This window comes from Halomonas sp. BN3-1, assembly GCF_003056325.1.
In the GTDB taxonomy this organism is placed as follows: Bacteria; Pseudomonadota; Gammaproteobacteria; order Pseudomonadales; family Halomonadaceae; genus Halomonas; species Halomonas litopenaei.
Genome location: NZ_PYVV01000004.1, coordinates 150,670 through 167,426, shown reverse-complemented (window position 1 = coordinate 167,426; position 16,757 = coordinate 150,670). Strand labels below are relative to the sequence as shown.

The following is a 16,757-nucleotide window of genomic DNA, read 5'->3' as shown; positions in this document are numbered from 1 at the left end:
AACCGGCTAGCCCAGGTCGCCGCCGGCCACCGGCACCACCGTGCCGGTGATATAGCTGGCGTCGCGGGAGGCCAGAAACAGGATCGGCCCGACCTGCTCGTCAAGGGTGCCGTAGCGGTGCATCAGGCTCGACGCCAGGGTCTGGTCGATCAACTGCTGGTACCACAGCTTGTCCTGTTCGCTCTGGGGCTCGGCGTTGCGCGGCGTCAGCCGGGGCGGCGCCTCGGTGCCGCCGGGGGCGGTGGCGTTGACCCTTACGCCGTGCTCGGCCATCTCGATGGCCAGCGCCACGGTCATGGCGTTCACCCCGCCCTTGGCCGAAGCGTAGGGCACCCGATTGACCCCGCGGGTGGCCACCGAGGAGACGTTGACGATATTGCCGCCGCTATCGATCAGGTGGGGCAGCGCCGCGCGACAGCACCACAGCGTCGGAAACAGCGAGCGACGCACCTCGGCCTCGACCTGCTCCGGTGAATACTGGGTGTAGGGCTTGGCCCAGATGGTCCCGCCGACGTTGTTGACCAGTACGTCCAGTCGCCCGAAGCGCTCGATGGCGCTCTTGATGGCGCCCTCGGCGCCCTCCCAGGTTTCCAGATCGGCGTTCAGGGCAAGGACCTCGACTCCCTGCTCGTCAAGCTCGCGGGCCACCTGGTGGACATGTTCGGCACGATCGACCAGCACCAGGGCAGCTCCCTCCTCGCCGGCCCGCTCGGCCAGACGCCGACCGATCCCCTGGGCGGCGCCGGTGATCAGCATCACCTGTCCTTCGAATCGCTTCATGTTGCTGTCCTTCTGCTGTCGGATGCGGTGGGTGAAGTGGCCACGGCGTGGCCTCAGCCCACACCGAGGTGGGTATCGAGGATCGAGGGATCGGCCCTCAACGCCTGGCTGTCACCGTCGAACACCACCTTGCCCTTGACGATCAACAGGTGGCGGTCGCCCACCTCGAGCAGGTTGTCGATGTTCTTGTCGACGATGATGCTGGCGATGCCCGAGGCCTTGATGGTGCGCAGGATCGACCAGATCTCGTCGCGGATCAGCGGCGCCAGCCCTTCGGTAGCCTCGTCGAGAATCAACAGGCGCGGGTTGAGCATCAGCGCGCGACCGATCGACAGCATCTGCTGCTCGCCCCCGGACAGCAGCGAACCATCGTGGCCGATGCGCTCCTTGAGCCGGGGAAAGGTGTCCAGCACCCGCTCGATATCCCAGTCGGTACGACCGTCAGCCCCCGGGCGTGCGGCCATCACCAGATGCTCGCGCACGCTGATACCGGGAAAGATGCCCCGCCCTTCCGGCACGTAGCCGATGCCCTGACGAATGATCTGCCAGGGACGGCGCTTGCGGGTGTCCACCCCCATGATCCGCACCTCGCCATGGCGCGGCGGCACGAAGCCGAGGATCGACTTCAAGGTGGTGGTCTTGCCCATCCCGTTGCGACCGAGCAGGCTCAGCGTCTCGCCGGCCTGGAGGGTCAGGTCCACCCCGTGCAGCACATGGCTTTCGCCGTAGAAGGTGTGCAGGCCTGTAGCCTCGATCAACGGCGACTCGACATCCTCGGCAGCGTCCACCCGTTGAGTTCCTGCCTCCTTGATCGCCACATTCATGACGTCACCTCGCTATTGCTGGAGCCGTTGCCGATATCGACGCTATCGCTGGGGCGCCTGTCCTCGCTGCTGTCGTGACGTCCCAGATAGACGTCACGCACCGTTTCGCTTGCACGAATGCTCTCGGTGTCGCCGCTTTCCAGCACGCAACCGTCGACCATCACGGTGATGCGATCGGCCAGGCGGAACACCGAGTCCATGTCGTGTTCGATCAGCACGATGGTGTAGTCGCGAGACAGCCGCTTGAGCAGGTCGGCGACCTGGTCGGTCTCCTCGCGGCCCATGCCGGCCATCGGCTCGTCCAGCAGCATCAGCTGTGGCTGGGTGGCCAGCACCATGGCGATCTGCAGCTGGCGCTGCTCGCCGTAGCTCATGCCGGAGGACACCGTGTGGGCCCGGGTCACCAGACCACAGGTGTCCAGCGCGGCCAGCGCCCGCTCATCGACTTCGCGGGCCCGCCGGCGCGAGCGCCAGCTGCCGATGACGCCACCGTGGTGGATACGCGCGGCCAGCTGGCAATTCTGCAGACAGCTCAGGCGCGGAAAGATGTTGGTCTTCTGGTGGCTGCGACCGATACCGAGTCGGGCGACCTGGTGGGCCTTCTTGCCCTGGATCGCGCTGCCGCGATACTCGATCTCGCCGCGGGTCGGCGGAATCTCGCCGGACAGCAGGTTGATCAGGGTGCTCTTGCCGGCACCGTTGGGACCGAGGATGGCGTGGATCTCGCCCTGCTCGACCTCGAAGTCGACGTCATTGACCGCCAGCAGGCCACCGAAGCTGCGGGTCAGCCCGCGGGTCTTGAGCATGCTGCTCATGAGGACACCTCCCCGGCGCTTTTGCCGACGCTTTTACCGTCGCTGTCGGAGGCGGAAGTCTGTCTGCCCTTCGCCAAGTTGTCCTTGCCACCGCCAAGCCGCCCCAGCAGCGAGGCCTGGCGCCCCGGCGGGTCGAGCAGCAGCCCAGCGATGCCCTTGGGCAGCACCAGCACCGCGATAATGATGGTCAGGCCCATCAGGATCGGCCAGTGGTTGGTCAGGTGCTCGTAGAAGTACAGCAGCAGTTCGTAGGCGAAGGCGCCGAGGATCGGCCCGAAGATGGTTCCCATGCCGCCGAGGATGACCATCATCAGCACCTCGCCGGAGTGGTGCCAGCCAAGCTGGGCCGGGTTGGCGAAGCCGTACTGCATGGCCGCCAGCATGCCGGCGACGCCGGCGATCATCGCCGAGACCACGAAGGCGATCAGCTTGTAGCCGGTGGTGGCGTAGCCCAGCGCCTGCATGCGGTGCTCGTTGTCGTGGATGCCATCGAGCACCTGGCCGAAGTGGGAACGGGTCAGGGCGCGCAGGATAAGGTAGACCGCCACCAGCAGAGCCAGGCAGAAGTAGAAGAACGTCAGCGGGTTGTCGAGGTCGATCAGCGGTGTCTCGCCCATGGCAAGGCTCGGGCGGAACATGATGAAGACGCCGTCGGTACCGCCGGTCATGCTGGAGGTGCTGACGGTGTAGAACAGCATCTGGCCGAAGGCCAGGGTGGTCATGATGAAGAAGATGCCCTTGGTGCGCAGCACCAGCAGGCCGACGATGGCGGCGACCAGGCCGGAGACCAGCATCACCAGCGGCAGCATCCACCACAGCGAGGCGGCGCTGAAGTCGGGGCTGGCCATCGCCAGGGTGTAGGCCCCCAGGCCGAAGAACAGCGCATGGCCCAGGCTGACCAGGCCAAGGATACCGACCAGCAGGTCGAGACTGACGGCGAACAGGGCGAAGATCAGCATCAGGGTCAGCTTCTCCATGAAGAAGGCGCTGGACTCCCCGAATACCGCCGGCCCCCAGGCCGGATAGGCGATCAGCAGCGCCAGGCCCGCCAGCAGCAGTACCGTCACGCGCTTGGGATATCGATGCAACATGGGTTTCTCCTCCAGACGAGTATCCCGTCTGCAAAGGGGTCCGATCAGGCGGCAAGGGATGCCCGAGCGGAGGGTGATTGTCGTCGGGTCTCAGGCGAACAGGCCGCGCGGCTTGATCAACAGCACCAGCGCCATGATCAGGTAGATCAGCATGCTGGCGAGACTCGGGATCAGCACCGGACCGAAGGTCTCGGCCATGCCGATCAATAGCGCGCCGAAGAAGGCCCCCTTGATCGAGCCGATGCCGCCGATGACCACCACCACAAAGCAGGTGATCAAGATCGAGTCCCCCATGCCCGGCGTGATCGACGACAGCGGCGCCGCCATCATCCCGGCGAAGGCCGCCAGTGCCACGCCGACGCTGAAGATCAGGGTGAACAGGGTGCGGATATTGATGCCGAGCCCTTCGACCATCTCGCGATTGACGGCGCCGGCGCGGATCACGATACCGAGCCGGGTGTGGCGGATGATCCAGTAGATGGCCCCCGCCAGCACCAGGCACACCGCCGCCACGAACAGCCGATAGACCGGGTACTGCAGGTTGTCGGTCAGGGCGATGGCGCCGGTAAAGGGCTCCGGCAGCGCCACCGAGTGGACGTCGCCGCCCCAGATGATGCGCTGGGCCTCGTTGAGCACCAGGATCAGGCCGAAGGTCAACAGCACCTGGTAGAGGTGGTCACGCTTGTACAGGGTGTCGAGAAACAGCCGCTCGATGACCAGCCCCAGCAGCACCGCGATGGGCACCGCGATCAGGATCGCCAGCCAGAAGTTGCCGAGGCGCTGGGTCAGGTCGAAGGCCAGATAGGCGCCGATCATGTACATGGCGCCGTGGGCCAGGTTGATGATGCCCATGATGCCGAAGATCAGCGTCAGGCCGCTGGCGATAAGGAACAGCAGCAGGCCGTACTGAAAGCCGTTGAGCAGCTGCACCCCGAAGAAGGCAAGGTCCATGAAGAACTCCTTTGGCGTTGGCCCGCCCGAGAGCGCCCGGTATTCGCGGGCGCCTCGGCCAGGTCATTGACGCGGTGAACGAAGGTCGCCTCAGCTCTTCATCGGGCAGGCGCTGTCGGGAACTTCCAGCTGCTCGCTGGCGATCGAGGTGACGTGGTGCTCGCCGTCCCTTACCTCGCGCAGGTAGACGTTCTGGATCGGGTGGTGGGAGGCCGAGAAGCTCACCGGGCCGCGCGGGCTGTCGAGTTCCACCGCTTCCAGCGCCGCGATCAGCGCCTCGCGGTCGGGCTCGCCGTCAATCGAGGCGTAGGCCTGAGCCAGCAGCTTGCCCGCGTCGTAGCCCTGCACCGCGTAGGTGTCCGGGGCCTCGCCGTAGGCTTCCTGGTAGGCCGAGACGAAGGCCTGGTTCTGGGGGGTGTCCAGGGTCTCGGCGTAGTGCATGGTGGTCTGCACGCCGTTGGCGGCCTCACCCAGTGCCCCCAGGTTGCCGTCGGTCAGGAAGCCCGAGCCATACAGCGGGATGCTGTCGTTGAGCCCGGCGGCGGCGTAGTCCCGCACGAAGCCGACCCCGCCGCCACCGGCGAAGAAGGTGTAGACGGCGTCAGGGGCGATGCTGGCGATCTGCGCCAGGTAGGTCTGGAACTCGGTGCTCGGAAACGGCACCAGGATCTGCTCGACGATCTCGCCGCCGGCATCGGTGAAGGCCTGCTCGAAGCCGGCCAGGTCTTCCTTGCCGCCGGCGTAGTCCCAGGTGATGGTGACGATCTTGCGATGGCCCTGGTCATAGGCCACCTGACCCATGGGATAGCTGTTCTGCCACATGCTGAACGAGGTGCGAAAGACGTTGGGCATGCACAGCTGGTTGGTGGCCGCCTCGAGTCCGGCGTTGGGAATGATGGTGATGGCGCCGGTCTGCTTGGCCACCCGCAGCATGCCCATGGCGACGCCGGAGTGGACCGGACCGATGACCACGTCGACGCCATCACCCTTGACCAGGCGGCTCATGTTCTGGGGCGCCTTGGAGGGGTTGGCCTCGGAGTCCAGGGTCACGTACTCGACACCATGACCACCGAGGCTGCCGCCCTCCTGCTCGATGGCGAGCTTCAGCCCATTGGTGATGGACTCGCCTAGTGCGGCGTAGGTGCCGGAGTACGGCAGCATCAGCCCGAGCTTGACGTCGTGCTCGGCCAGGGCCTGGGTGGACAGGGCGGCGCCGGCCAGCGCCAGGGTCGCGGCCTGCAGCGAACGTGCAAGCGGGCCAAGGCGCCGGGATGACAGGGAAGCTTGGCGGCGGCTGTACGTGTTATCGGTGCTGGGCGTGTTATCGGTGTTGAGGTTTTTATCGATAGTGAGCTTGGCCATGATCATGTCTCGTCAGGTTGTGATTATCGTTATGAGATTGCGGGGCTCTCGCTGGACAGGGAGCCCCGGCCTGCGGCTGTCTGTTGTCGGCAAGGGCGAAAGGTCTCCCTTGCCAGATCTGGTTCCGGGCAGGACGCGTCAGTTGGGCGTGAACTTTTCGTAGTGAAAGCTCGCCGGCTTGATGCCCTGCTGGTCGAAGTGCTTGAGCACCGCGTCCACCATCGGCGGCGGGCCGCACAGGTAGACGTCGACGTCGCCGTCATGCAGCTTCTGCGGGTCCATGTGATGGGTGACGTAGCCCTTGCGCTCGTGGCTGCTGTCCTCGTCGGCGACCACCGTCAGGTAGTCGAAGTCGGGCAGCGCCTCGACCGCCGCGTCGAGCTCTTCGCACTTGACCAGGTGATCGTCCTTGGTCACGCCGTAGATCATGTGGATCGGCTGGCCTGCGCCCTCGCCCTGGACCTCGAGCGCGGCAAGCTGCTTGAGCATCGACAGGAAGGGAGCAAGCCCGGTGCCACCGGCCAGCATCAGGATCGGGCGCTGGATGGCGCGCAGGTAGAAGCTGCCCATGGGACCGGTCACCGCCATGGCGTCACCGGCCTTGGCCTTGTCCGCCAGATAGCCGCTCATCAGCCCGTCCGGCACATTGCGGATCAGAAAACTGGCGCGGGACTCCCCCGGCAGCGAGCTGAACGAGTAGCTTCTGTGTTCACCACAGCCCGGTACCTCCAGGTGCACGTACTGCCCCGGCAGGAAGTTCAGCGGCTCGCCTTCGATATCGATGGCAAGCTCGATGGAGTCCTCGGACAAGGGCTCGACGTGGACCACCGTGGAGGCACGGCTGTCGACCTCGGTCTTGCATATCGTCGAGGCCACCGGCACCGACAGCACGCAGTCCGAGGACGGCACCATCTGGCAGGTCAGCACCTGCCCCTCGTGCAGTTCCTCGTCGGACAGCGCCTCGTCGATGTACTCGTCACCCAGCTCGAACTCGCCCTGGTCGCAGTGGCACTTGCAGGTGCCGCAGACGCCGTCGGAGCAGTCCATCGGCAGATTGACCTTGTTGCGGTAGGCCGCATCGAGGACGGTCTCGCCCTCGTTGCAGTCGATAAAGCGCGACACCCCGTCTTCGAAGTTGAGCGCGATGGTGAAGCTCATGGTCGTTCTCCTTCACCGACTTAAATGTGATAAACGTCGATGACCTGGTGGATATAATCGTTATTGAGCTGCACCTTCTTGCGCGTGATAAGCGGGCTGTCGCCGGACACGTCCAGGGTGTAGAAAGACACCCCGAAGTAGCTGTCGGTCTGCTTGTAGCGGTGGCTCAGGGTGTGCCAGTTGAAGCGCACCTCCAGGCTGTCGCCCTCGTCCTTCATCACCTCGATATTGGTGATCTGGTGGGTGGTGCGCGGCTCCGGCGTGCTGGCGCCACTGCGCTCGGTCTTGATCCGATAGACGCGATCTTCGAGCCCTTCCCGATTGGGGTAGTAGATCAGCGAAATCTCGCTGTTCGGGTCGCCGGTCAGGGTGTCGTCGTCGTCCCAGCAGGGCATCCAGAACTCGGCCTTCTTGTGGTACAGGGTCAGCCACTCGTCCCACTCGCGTTCGTCCAGAAGGCGTGCTTCGCGATAAAGAAAGGCCTGGATGTCGTGATAGCTGATGCTCATGATTCGTCTCCTTTCCGCAGGATTCAGGCTGAGGCCGTGGCGATGAACTGGCTGCGTTCCTTGTCGATGGCGCGCAGCATTTCCTCGACCCAGTGCTGGTGGTGCAGCACGTAGAGGCCTTCGTCCTCCGGCGAGGCACCGCTCTTCAGCGGCTTCATGTCGATGGCGCTGGCGTCTTCGTCGGGACCATCGATCCATTGCTTGGCGCCACGCGACAGGTCATTCCATTCGGCCAGGGCACCGTTGTAGCCGTTCTGGCAGCCGCGGAATTCCTCCAGGTCATCCGGCGTGCCCATGCCGCTGACGTTGAAGAAGTCCTCGTACTGGCGGATGCGCACGCGACGGTTCTCCGCCGACTCACCCTTGGGCGCGAAGCAGTAGATGGTGACCTCGGTACGGTCCACCGCCAGCGGACGCAACACCCGAATCTGGGTCGAGAACTGGTCCATCAGATAGACGTTGGGGTACAGACACAGGTTGCGGGTCTGGTTGACGATGTTGTCGGCGCGGGCCTCGCCCAGCTCCTTCTCGATGCGCTCCTTGTGCTCGTAGACCGGACGCACCTCGGGATTGAGCAGCCGGGTCCACAGCATCATGTGGCCGTTCTCGTAGGAGTAGAAACCGCCCTTGGACTTGGACCAGCCGTCGGCGTCCACCGCCTTGGTGCCGCCTTCGTCGTAGTTGCGACGGTCCATGGTGGAGGCGTAGTTCCAGTGCACGGTGCTGACGTGGTAGCCGTCGGCGCCGTTCTCGGCCTGCAGCTTCCAGTTGCCGGTGTAGGTGTAGGACGAGGTGCCGCGCAGGATCTCGAGACCTTCCGGGGCCTGGTCGACGATGTTGTCGATGACCTTCATGGTCTCGCCCAGGTACTCCTCGATGGGCATGACGTCGTCGCTCAGGCTGCCGAACAGGAAGCCCTTGTAATTGCTGAATTTGGGCAGGCGCTTGAGGTCGTGGGAGCCGTCCTGCTTGAAGGCGTCCGGGTAGGCGCCGGCCTTCTCGTTCTTGGCCTTGAGCAGACGCCCGTCGTTCTTGAAGGTCCAGCCGTGGAAGGGACAGGTGAAGGTGCCCTTGTTGCCCTGCTTGCGACGGCAGATGGTGGCACCGCGGTGGGCGCAGGCGTTGATCAGGGCGTGAAGCTCGCCCTCCTTGTCGCGGGTGATGACCACCGGCTGGCGCCCCATGTTCAGGGTGAAGTAGTCACCGGGCTCGGCGATCTGGCTCTCGTGGGCCATGAACAGCCAGTTGCCCTCGAAGATGTGCTTCATCTCGAGCTCGAAGAACTCGGGGTCGGTGAACATGCTGCGGTGGCAGCGAAAGACGCCCTGTTCGGGGTCATCCTCGACGGCACCACGCACGCGGGCTTCGATCTGATCGAGTTTGTTGCTCATCGTTGTTCTCCTCTCTCATTCGGGCAGCTGTTCCGAGTCGCTCGCCCAGCCCACCCTTTGGGGCAACATGCCCGTAGGGCAGGCGTGGCTTGGCGCGGCGCTGTCCACCACGGGGGCTCCCGTGGAACTCGGCGGTTAGTTCAGGGTTGTCGCGAGTCCAGGCGGCTCAGCCGTCTTCGAGGGCGCGGGGGCGCTTGTGACGCTGCTGCAGCTCGGTCTCGCTGGTGGCGGCAAGCTCGATGTCGAACACCACCTCGGTGAAGGGCCCCTCGAGGCCACGATCGCTGGCCTCGCTGGCGTCCTCGATGCGCCTGGCGTCCACCACCAGCTCCTCGCGGGTGGCGAAGGCGAAGTCGTCGTAGGTGTAGGGGTCGCCGGCGAGGTTGATCTGGGTGGTCAGGTGCTTGTACCCGGGCGCCGAGATAAAGAAGTGGATATGCGCCGGTCGCTGGCCATGACGACCGAGCAGGTCCAGCACCTGCTGGGTCGGGCTGTCCGGGGGGCAACCGTAGCCGGAGGGGATGATGCTGCGCGCGCGATAGCGGCCATCGGCGTCGGTGTAGATGGTACGACGCAGGTGGAAGTCGGCCTGGGACGGGTCGAAGAAGCTGTAGTTGCCCTTGCTGTCGGCGTGCCAGATCTCGACCTTGGCCCGTGAGATCGGCTGGCCCTGGGTATCGCGTACCTGACCGGTCAGCCACATTGCCTCGGCGTCGGTGTCCGAGCCGTCGTCCAGGCGCGCCTCGCCCTCGGACTCCGGGGCACCGGCGACGTACAGGGGCCCCTCGATGGTGCGCGGGGTACCCCCGGCAAGGCCGCGGGCGGCGTCCTCGGCGTCCATGCGCATGTCGAGGTAATGATCGAAGCCCAGACCCGGGGCCAGCAGGCCGTACTGGGTCTCGGCGCCGAGCGCGTTGAGCACGCTGACGCCCTGCCAGAATTCTTCCGGGGTGACGTCGAAGTCATCGATCAGCTTGTACAGGTCCGACAGCAGACGATGCAGGATTTCCTTGGCCCGCTCGTTGCCTTCGGTCTTGTCGAAGCCGGCGACGGTATTGAGGAAGTCCTGTACCTCCGGGGTGTCGAAGATGCGCACTGACTTGGTGGTGGGATTGAGACTGTTCATCTGGCGGTCCTCAGGTGTGGCGTACTTGTCGTTATCGTTGTTGGCGGTACTGGCCGGGGCCTGGCGATTCGCTCTGCCCCGACGTCTGGCTGGCCAGGGGCAGACCCTAGCTGTCGTCATCGCGGATCGAGGACGGGTGGCGGCACAGCGGCTTGACGCGGATCTCCATGTAGGGAAACAGCGGCAGGTTCGATACCAGCTCCTGCAGCTCGGCGTTGTCGGCCACGTCGAACACGCTGACGTTGGAATAGCTGCCGGCCACCCGCCACAGATGGCGCCACTTGCCGGAGCGCTGCAGCTCCTGGGCGTAGTCCTTCTCGCGGGCCTTGATCTCGGCGGCGCGCTCCGGCGCCATATCCGGCGGCAGCTTGACGGTCATTTCCACCTGAAACAGCATCCTCGTTCTCCTCTCGATCGGGGGCCGTCGATGCAGCCCCTGGAGGCTCGCGCGGCCGGTCTGATGGCGATGTCGCTTAGCTGCGCGCGTACTCGCGCAGCTTGTCGTGGTCCAGTTCGAGCCCGAGTCCCGGGCCTTGCGGCAGCGCCACGCCAAAGTCGTCATAGCGCAGGGGGGTGGTGACGATGTCATCGGTCAACAGCAAGGGGCCGAACATCTCGGTGCCCCAGGCCATCTCGGGCAGGGTCGCCCAGGCGTGCAGCGAAGCGGCGGTACCGATGGTGCCCTCGAGCATGGTGCCGCCGTAGAGGCCAATGCCCCCGGCGTCGGCCAGATGAGCCAGGCGCAGCGCGCCGCGCGGCCCGGCGCTCTTGGCGATCTTCAGGGCGAAGGCGCCGCTGAAGCCGGACTCGATCAGCGCCAGCCCGCAACGCAGGTCCTGGACGCCTTCGTCGGCCAGCATGGTGACCTCGAAGCGATTGGCCAGCCGCGCCAGTCCTGCCCGCTCGTGGGCCGGAATCGGTTGCTCGATCAGGTCGACCCCGGCCTCCTCCAGGGCGGCGATGGCGCGCACCGCGGTGGCCTCGTCCCAGGCCTGGTTGACGTCGACCCTGACGCTGGCGCGATCCCCCAGGGCGGCCTTGATGGCGGCAACGTGGCGCACGTCGTGATCCACCGCGTTGGCGCCGATCTTGAGCTTGAAGTCACGATGGCGACGCTGCTCCAGGCGCTTTCTGGCCTCCTCGATATCCTTGTCGGTATCGCCACTGGCCAGCGTCCACAGCACCGGCAGGTGATCGTGGCGGGCGCCGCCCAGCAGTGTCGCCAGGGGCACCCCGAGACGCTTGCCCTGGGCATCCAGCAGCGCGGTCTCGAGCGCCGACTTGGCGATGACGTTGCCCTTGGCCAGCTTGTCGAGCCGGGCCATGGCGAGGTTGACGTTGTCCGCCGCCAGGCCGACCAGCGCCGGCGCCAGGTAGGTGTCGATGTTGACCTTCATGCTCTCCGGACTTTCCGGGCCATAGGCCAGGCCGCCGATGGTGGTGGCCTCGCCGATGCCTTCGATACCGTCCGAGCACTTGAGGCGTACGATCACCAGCGTCTGGGTGGCCATGGTGGCCATCGACAGCTTGTGCGGTCGGATGGTGGGCAGGTCGACCAGCAGGGTCTCGACGCTTTCGATCAGGGCGGTCATGGCGGCTCCGGCGATTACCATCAGCTCGTTGTCATCCACGGGCTGGCGATCTGGGTGGCGAACTGGGTGATGAGGAAAGCCGCAAGCGCTGCAAAGCCTCGGCGACTCGTAAGCGATCAAGCCATACCTTGGTAAGATTTCTCTTACGATGCGAAGCGCCACTGCCATCGACATCGGCAGAGACCTACGGCTGAAAGGCGCTTGATCCGGCGATTGAGTGCAGTGTGATTGTCTTTGAGGGGCACAACCAATATGGTCTGGGTAGATCGCAATACCCTGGAGGTATCATGGAGCTTCGACACCTGCGCTATTTCTGTGCCGCAGCGGAAGAGCTAAACATCACCCGGGCGGCCGCCAGGCTGCATATGGCGCAGCCCCCTTTGACCCGGCAGATCAATCAGTTGGAGGAAGAACTGGGGGCCCAGTTATTCATTCGCGGCCCCCGAGGGCTGACCCTGACGCCCACCGGCAAGTTCTTCCATGAGCATGCCCTGCAGATGCTTGAGAAGCTGGATACCACGGTGGCGGCGGTACGCCGTATGTCTCGAAGCCACAAGGAAATGTTCGGTATCGGCTTTGTGCCCTCGCTGTTTTACGGCCAGCTGCCGCTGCTGGTGCGCGAGTTGCGACAAAAGGACGAGGTGGAGCTGACCCTGGCCGAATTGACCACGGTGGAGCAGGTGCAGGCGCTCAAGGCAGGACGTATCGATATCGGCTTCGGACGCCTGAGGATCGACGATCCCGACGTGGAACAGGAGGTGCTGTTCGAGGAACCGATGATGGCGGCGGTGCCGGAGGGCCACCCGCTGGTGGGCACCACCCCGACCATGGAGGAGCTCGCCCGCTACCCGCTGGTGCTGTATCCGGCGAGCCCGCGCCCGAGCCTTGCCGACCTGGTGCTGGGGCTGTTTCGCCGCCGGGGGCTCAAGGTCACGGTGGTGCAGGAGGCCAACGAGATGCAGACGGCGCTGGGCCTGGTGGTGTCGGACTTCGGCATCACCCTGGTGCCGGAGCAGGTCAAGCGACAGAATCGCGATGGCATTCGCTACCTGTACCTGGCGGAGAAGCACATCACTTCACCGATCGTCTGCAGCCGGCGCCGGGGAGAGACGCCCAGCGCGACCATGCAGGCGGCCAACGCCATCCTCGAGGTGCTGGTGGAGAATCGTCGGACGGGCAAGTACCCGTGAAACATATCGAGTGGTGGCAGGGCCAGGACCCTGCCTGCGGCGCGTTGATAGCGCTGCGGTGTTAGCGAAACTCTTCCCCCGCCGCTGCCACGAAGGCCATCTCGACCAGCAGTTCGGGGTTGGCAAGCTCGGCCTTGACGCAGGCGCGACTGGGGGCGGTGCCGGGCTCGAACCAGGCCTCCCAGGCGATGTTCAGGGCATCGAAGTGGGCAAAGTCGGTCAGGTAGATGGTCACCGAGATGATGCGTGTCTTGTCGCTGTCCACCTTGGCCAGCGACTCCTCGGCCTGTTCGAAGATCTGCTCCACCTGGCCGGTGATATCGGCGCGGGTGTCCGCCTCGGCGACTTCGACGAAGTGGGCCATGCCATTGAACACGGTGATGTCGGACCAGCGGGGGGTGGGATTGATGCGGTGGATATCCATGGGGGGCCTCGAAGCCAGGGCGGGAAAGACCGCTAGCATAGGCCATGGAAGCGTCGGTGCAAACGCGGGCAAATAGCGACACGGACGTCGCGGTTCACGCCGCGACGTCCGTGTGGTCAGGCGAACGCGATCAGAAGTCGAAGAACACCGTCTCTCCCTCACCCTGCAGCACGATATCCAGACGATAGCGTGGCAGGCCGCCTTCCCCGCCCTCTTCACGCCGGGCGATCAGCGTCTGGCGCCGGGCCGGCGACTCGATCGCACCCAGCACCGGACAGCCGGCATTGGCTTTGTGCTCGTCATCGAAGTAGAGCCGGGTCTGCAGATGCAGGTTCACGCCCCGGGCAAAGATCGTCAGGTTGATGTGCGGGGCCATGGTGCGACCGTCGGGCCGAGCGATGGCGCCGGGCTTGACGGTGACAAAGCGCCACTCGCTGTTGCCCTCGGCGGTGGTCGCGGTACGCCCGAAGCTGTTGAACGGCGCCTTGAGGTCGAACGCCGTCTGATAGTCACCATTGGCGTCGGCCTGCCAGGCCTCCAGCAGGGCGTCGCGGACCAGGTCGCCGTTACCGTCGATGACCCGTCCCGCCACCTCGATACGCTCGCCTTCGGCGTTATCCTTGGCCAGTTCGTTCCAGATCTCCTCGTCGCGCTCGGGCAGGCCGGCGACGGCCAGCGCCAGGCCGATGTGCACGTAGGGGCCGGCGGTCTGGGACGCGGTCTCGCGCAGCATCAGGTTCGCGGTGGGGGTAAGGTTTGGCTGTTGCATGAGGTCTCCTCGCTGCCGTGGGCCGACTCGGGCACCACGGCACCTGTTGTTCCTGGTCTTGTTCACTGATTCTCGAAATAGGTCTGCAGTTCGCCACGCACCACCAGGTCGAAGCGGTAGGCCAGGGCGTCCATGGGACGCGAGCGGGCCATGTCGAGTCGACCGATCATGGTGCCCACGGCCTCCTCGTCCTTCAGGGTCTGGACGATGGGGCAGATCGGAATCAGCGGGTCCCCCTCGAAGTACATCTGGGTGATCAGCCGGGTGGAGATGGCCGGGCCCATGACGCTCACATGAATGTGCGCCGGGCGCCAGGTGTTGATGCCATTGGGCCAGGGATAGGGACCGGGTTTGATGGTGCGGAAGTGGTACCAGCCATCGTCGTCGGTGAGACAGCGCCCGACGCCGCCGAAGTTGGGGTCCAGCGGGGCCAGATAGCTGTCCTTCTTGTGGCGATAGCGGCCACCGGCATTGGCCTGCCACATCTCCACCAGAGTCTGCGGCACCGGCTTGCCGAACTGGTCGACGACCCGGCCGAACATGATCACCCGCTCCCCCACCGGCAGACCGGGGCTATCGGCATCGCGGAAGTTCAACAGCAGGTCGTTGTCATGGGGTCCCATGCGCAGGCGGCTAAACTCGGGGCCGGTGAGTTCCGACACGCTGGGGGTCTGCAGGCTGACCAGCGCCTGGGAGGGAGAGCGCGGCACCGAGGTCTTGTAGCCGGGGGTGTAGGCGGCGGGGTGCCACTGGCGATCCCGCTCGACGAAGCGACGATTGAGGTTCCGATTGAGGGTCATGGGGGAAGAGGTCCTGGCGTGATTGTTGGTTGTTCACACGCGCCTCGAGACACGAGGCGATGATTGCAGTGTGACCAGCCACACCCGGGCTGCCAATTGAGACCTTGGCCGGTCGTCATAACCCAGGGGTTATGATGACCGGATGGCGGGGCGTCGGACCGCAGGAACGAGTACGTCCTGGCCTGCTGCTTCGCCCCCGGATATTTCAGCGCCGCTACTGGGGTCTTGCCGCGGCGGCCTGGCGCAGCGACTCGGCGAAGCCTTCCAGCGCCAGGCTGGGGCTCAAAGAGGTGTTGGTACACAGCCCTACCGAGCCACCCTGGTGCTCGAAGGACAGTGCCAGCTCGACCAGCTGGCCGCTTTCCAGATCCTCGGCCACCGCCTCGAAGGGCGCCACCCAGATGGCATCGGTGTCCAGTGTGAAGCGCCGGCTGACCGGCAGCGACAGGGTCTCCAGACAGGGCGCGGGCAAACTGATGGCGTGACGCACACAGAAGCTGTCGACCCGCTGACGCAAGGTGGTCTGAGGGGGAGGCACGGCCCAGGGGTAGTCGCTCAGGACCTCGGGAGGACAGGGCGAGACGGTGGCCAGCGGATGCCCCCGGCGCACCACCAGCCGCAGCGACTCGTAGTAGAGATGTTCGAAGGCCAGGTCACGAATCTCGCGGGCTTCGGTCATACGCCCCACCACCACGTCGAGCTCACCCAGCGCCAGCCGCGACAGCAGAAAGGCGCTGGCGCCGGTGGTCACGGTCACGCTGGTCTCCTGGCCCAGCGGCGAGGCCTGGAAGTGCTGAATCGCCGCCGGCAGCAGCCGCGATTCCACCGTCGACAGCGCCCCGACCCTGAGCCAACGCTGCCCACCATGGCCGTCGGCCAGCGCCACCACGCCCTCTTCCAGGGCGCGCAGCGCAGGCCCCGCGTGGCGCAACAGGGTGAGTCCCGCCTGGGTCAGACTGACGCCCTGGGCGCTACGCTCGAACAGGCTGGCGCCAACGATCTCCTCGAGTTCACGGATGGCCTTGGAGATGCCCGGCTGGGTGATCGCCAGGGCATCGGCGGCACGGGCGAAGCTGCGGCTGCGCGACACCTCGAGGAAGGCGTTGAGATGGCGCAGCTTGATACGATGATTGAGCATGGTGGCCTGCGATCTGGCGACGTGACGGGTGTCCAGCGTGGCGCCGTGGCGTGGCACCTCGTCAGCCTCCACCACGCCGACAGCGCTAGCGACAGGCCGCCAGCACGCGCTCGATGGGCTCGTCGGCGCCACTCAGCGGGAAGCGTGAGGGACGGGTATCCTGGGGTGTGACCACCGCCACGTTGCCGCCTTGCAGGGTCTTGGTCAAACCGAGGGGAGACGGGGCGAACCACACGCCGTCGTGGGGGGAGTGGCGTGACTCCAGGCGATACCCGATGCCGTCCACCAGCACCTCCAGCGGCTTGCGCCGATCGGCGCCCATCTGGGAGGCATAACCGGCCACCGATACCATGGGCACACCGTTCCAGCACACCAGTGCCAGAGAATGACCGCTGCCATCATCGACTCGCGCCGCCGGGGCGTCGCCGAACATCTGGTGGGCCTGGGTGTAGCGCCACTCTGCCGACGCCGTATTCGCCATCAAGGTGCCGAGCAGTATCGCCACAAACGTCTTGAACCACATCAATAGTTGACCTCTTGCTGCCGAAACGGGCATGCATCGGGCACTCCCTGCCTGACGGAATCCTCTCTTTCTCCTTTTGCCAAGTCTAGCAACTGACCGAGGATCCACGAATGGAGCAGCAGGGTTGCCCTGCCACCTATGGCATGGCAAGTCACCAACGGGCAGGAAGCCTTGCTGCCTGCCTGGAGGATTCTGTGCTCCGTGAGTCAGCTATTTACCACTCTTTTACCCCAAGCGGCAAACCATGTCCCTTATGCCGATGATTCGCCGCTTCCCCAGCCCAGTTCCTTAGCCAGGCCCGGCGCATGCCCTTC

18 protein-coding genes are annotated in these 16,757 nt (G+C 65.2%); 1 reads left to right on the top strand and 17 read right to left on the bottom strand.

The window, feature by feature from the left end:
- Positions 1-6: 6 nt before the first annotated feature.
- The 12 genes from benD to C9F12_RS07355 all read right to left on the bottom strand — a co-directional run bounded on the left by benD (position 7) and on the right by C9F12_RS07355 (position 11,599).
- Positions 7-780, bottom strand: coding sequence for a benzoate diol dehydrogenase BenD (gene benD, locus C9F12_RS07410; RefSeq protein WP_108448477.1), 774 nt, complete (start codon positions 778-780; stop codon positions 7-9).
- 53 nt (positions 781-833) lie between these two features.
- Positions 834-1,604: an ABC transporter ATP-binding protein gene (locus C9F12_RS07405; protein WP_108448476.1), complete on the bottom strand. Its 771-nt coding sequence runs from the start codon at positions 1,602-1,604 to the stop codon at positions 834-836.
- Positions 1,601-2,419, bottom strand: a complete 819-nt coding sequence (locus tag C9F12_RS07400) for an ABC transporter ATP-binding protein (protein WP_108448475.1) — start codon at positions 2,417-2,419, stop codon at positions 1,601-1,603. The genes C9F12_RS07405 and C9F12_RS07400 overlap by 4 nt, the downstream gene beginning before the upstream one ends.
- Entirely contained in the window at positions 2,416-3,510 is a 1,095-nt protein-coding gene (locus C9F12_RS07395) for a branched-chain amino acid ABC transporter permease (protein ID WP_108448474.1), read from the bottom strand. Before C9F12_RS07395 ends, C9F12_RS07400 begins: the two co-directional genes overlap by 4 nt.
- Before the next feature lie 90 nt (positions 3,511-3,600).
- Entirely contained in the window at positions 3,601-4,461 is an 861-nt protein-coding gene (locus C9F12_RS07390) for a branched-chain amino acid ABC transporter permease (RefSeq protein ID WP_045991438.1), read from the bottom strand.
- A gap of 90 nt (positions 4,462-4,551) precedes the next feature.
- The gene (locus tag C9F12_RS07385) at positions 4,552-5,823 is read right to left on the bottom strand and encodes an ABC transporter substrate-binding protein (RefSeq protein ID WP_108448542.1); all 1,272 of its coding nucleotides are present in this window, start codon (positions 5,821-5,823) and stop codon (positions 4,552-4,554) included.
- A 138-nt stretch (positions 5,824-5,961) separates the two neighbouring features.
- On the bottom strand, positions 5,962-6,981 hold the full coding sequence (gene benC, locus C9F12_RS07380) for a benzoate 1,2-dioxygenase electron transfer component BenC (RefSeq protein WP_108448473.1): 1,020 nt from the start codon (positions 6,979-6,981) through the stop codon (positions 5,962-5,964).
- Positions 6,982-7,001: 20 nt separating this feature from the next.
- Positions 7,002-7,493: a benzoate 1,2-dioxygenase small subunit gene (gene benB / locus C9F12_RS07375; RefSeq protein ID WP_345840292.1), complete on the bottom strand. Its 492-nt coding sequence runs from the start codon at positions 7,491-7,493 to the stop codon at positions 7,002-7,004.
- A gap of 20 nt (positions 7,494-7,513) precedes the next feature.
- Positions 7,514-8,881, bottom strand: a complete 1,368-nt coding sequence (locus C9F12_RS07370) for a Rieske 2Fe-2S domain-containing protein (protein WP_108131176.1) — start codon at positions 8,879-8,881, stop codon at positions 7,514-7,516.
- Between the two features lie 166 nt (positions 8,882-9,047).
- The gene (gene catA / locus C9F12_RS07365; protein WP_108131175.1) at positions 9,048-10,007 is read right to left on the bottom strand and encodes a catechol 1,2-dioxygenase; all 960 of its coding nucleotides are present in this window, start codon (positions 10,005-10,007) and stop codon (positions 9,048-9,050) included.
- A 106-nt stretch (positions 10,008-10,113) separates the two neighbouring features.
- Positions 10,114-10,404, bottom strand: coding sequence for a muconolactone Delta-isomerase (gene catC, locus C9F12_RS07360; RefSeq protein ID WP_045991433.1), 291 nt, complete (start codon positions 10,402-10,404; stop codon positions 10,114-10,116).
- Positions 10,405-10,480: 76 nt separating this feature from the next.
- The gene (locus C9F12_RS07355; RefSeq protein ID WP_108448541.1) at positions 10,481-11,599 is read right to left on the bottom strand and encodes a muconate/chloromuconate family cycloisomerase; all 1,119 of its coding nucleotides are present in this window, start codon (positions 11,597-11,599) and stop codon (positions 10,481-10,483) included.
- 287 nt (positions 11,600-11,886) lie between these two features.
- On the opposite strand from C9F12_RS07355, the gene C9F12_RS07350 reads away from it, so the two are divergent.
- Positions 11,887-12,789, top strand: coding sequence for a LysR family transcriptional regulator (locus tag C9F12_RS07350; RefSeq protein WP_045991431.1), 903 nt, complete (start codon positions 11,887-11,889; stop codon positions 12,787-12,789).
- A gap of 61 nt (positions 12,790-12,850) precedes the next feature.
- Here C9F12_RS07350 and C9F12_RS07345 read toward each other — a convergent pair whose 3' ends face one another.
- The 5 genes from C9F12_RS07345 to C9F12_RS07325 all read right to left on the bottom strand — a co-directional run bounded on the left by C9F12_RS07345 (position 12,851) and on the right by C9F12_RS07325 (position 16,443).
- Positions 12,851-13,213, bottom strand: coding sequence for a RidA family protein (locus tag C9F12_RS07345; protein WP_108448471.1), 363 nt, complete (start codon positions 13,211-13,213; stop codon positions 12,851-12,853).
- 130 nt (positions 13,214-13,343) lie between these two features.
- Complete coding sequence (pcaG, locus tag C9F12_RS07340) at positions 13,344-13,982, bottom strand: protocatechuate 3,4-dioxygenase subunit alpha (protein ID WP_083970203.1); 639 nt, start codon at positions 13,980-13,982, stop codon at positions 13,344-13,346.
- Positions 13,983-14,044: 62 nt separating this feature from the next.
- Positions 14,045-14,782, bottom strand: a complete 738-nt coding sequence (gene pcaH / locus C9F12_RS07335; protein WP_045991428.1) for a protocatechuate 3,4-dioxygenase subunit beta — start codon at positions 14,780-14,782, stop codon at positions 14,045-14,047.
- A gap of 214 nt (positions 14,783-14,996) precedes the next feature.
- Positions 14,997-15,977 (bottom strand): pca operon transcription factor PcaQ, encoded by a 981-nt coding sequence (gene pcaQ / locus C9F12_RS07330; protein WP_231498425.1) that lies wholly within the window; start codon positions 15,975-15,977, stop codon positions 14,997-14,999.
- A gap of 28 nt (positions 15,978-16,005) precedes the next feature.
- Positions 16,006-16,443 (bottom strand): hypothetical protein, encoded by a 438-nt coding sequence (locus C9F12_RS07325; protein WP_045991427.1) that lies wholly within the window; start codon positions 16,441-16,443, stop codon positions 16,006-16,008.
- Between the last annotated feature and the right edge of the window lie 314 nt (positions 16,444-16,757).

Bases quoted from the DNA above. Each gene is read 5' to 3' on its own strand.
- benC (WP_108448473.1), bottom strand. From the start codon at position 6,981: ATGAGCTTCACCATCGCGCTCAACTTCGAAGACGGGGTGTCGCGCTTT.
- pcaG (WP_083970203.1), bottom strand. From the start codon at position 13,982: ATGCAACAGCCAAACCTTACCCCCACCGCGAACCTGATGCTGCGCGAG.
- C9F12_RS07385 (WP_108448542.1), bottom strand. From the start codon at position 5,823: ATGGCCAAGCTCACTATCGATAAAAACCTCAACACCGATAACACGCCC.
- pcaH (WP_045991428.1), bottom strand. From the start codon at position 14,782: ATGACCCTCAATCGGAACCTCAATCGTCGCTTCGTCGAGCGGGATCGC.
- catC (WP_045991433.1), bottom strand. From the start codon at position 10,404: ATGCTGTTTCAGGTGGAAATGACCGTCAAGCTGCCGCCGGATATGGCG.
- C9F12_RS07355 (WP_108448541.1), bottom strand. From the start codon at position 11,599: ATGACCGCCCTGATCGAAAGCGTCGAGACCCTGCTGGTCGACCTGCCC.
- C9F12_RS07350 (WP_045991431.1), top strand. From the start codon at position 11,887: ATGGAGCTTCGACACCTGCGCTATTTCTGTGCCGCAGCGGAAGAGCTA.
- benD (WP_108448477.1), bottom strand. From the start codon at position 780: ATGAAGCGATTCGAAGGACAGGTGATGCTGATCACCGGCGCCGCCCAG.
- C9F12_RS07325 (WP_045991427.1), bottom strand. From the start codon at position 16,443: ATGTGGTTCAAGACGTTTGTGGCGATACTGCTCGGCACCTTGATGGCG.
- C9F12_RS07400 (WP_108448475.1), bottom strand. From the start codon at position 2,419: ATGAGCAGCATGCTCAAGACCCGCGGGCTGACCCGCAGCTTCGGTGGC.
- C9F12_RS07390 (WP_045991438.1), bottom strand. From the start codon at position 4,461: ATGGACCTTGCCTTCTTCGGGGTGCAGCTGCTCAACGGCTTTCAGTAC.
- C9F12_RS07370 (WP_108131176.1), bottom strand. From the start codon at position 8,881: ATGAGCAACAAACTCGATCAGATCGAAGCCCGCGTGCGTGGTGCCGTC.
- C9F12_RS07345 (WP_108448471.1), bottom strand. From the start codon at position 13,213: ATGGATATCCACCGCATCAATCCCACCCCCCGCTGGTCCGACATCACC.
- C9F12_RS07405 (WP_108448476.1), bottom strand. From the start codon at position 1,604: ATGAATGTGGCGATCAAGGAGGCAGGAACTCAACGGGTGGACGCTGCC.
- C9F12_RS07395 (WP_108448474.1), bottom strand. From the start codon at position 3,510: ATGTTGCATCGATATCCCAAGCGCGTGACGGTACTGCTGCTGGCGGGC.
- catA (WP_108131175.1), bottom strand. From the start codon at position 10,007: ATGAACAGTCTCAATCCCACCACCAAGTCAGTGCGCATCTTCGACACC.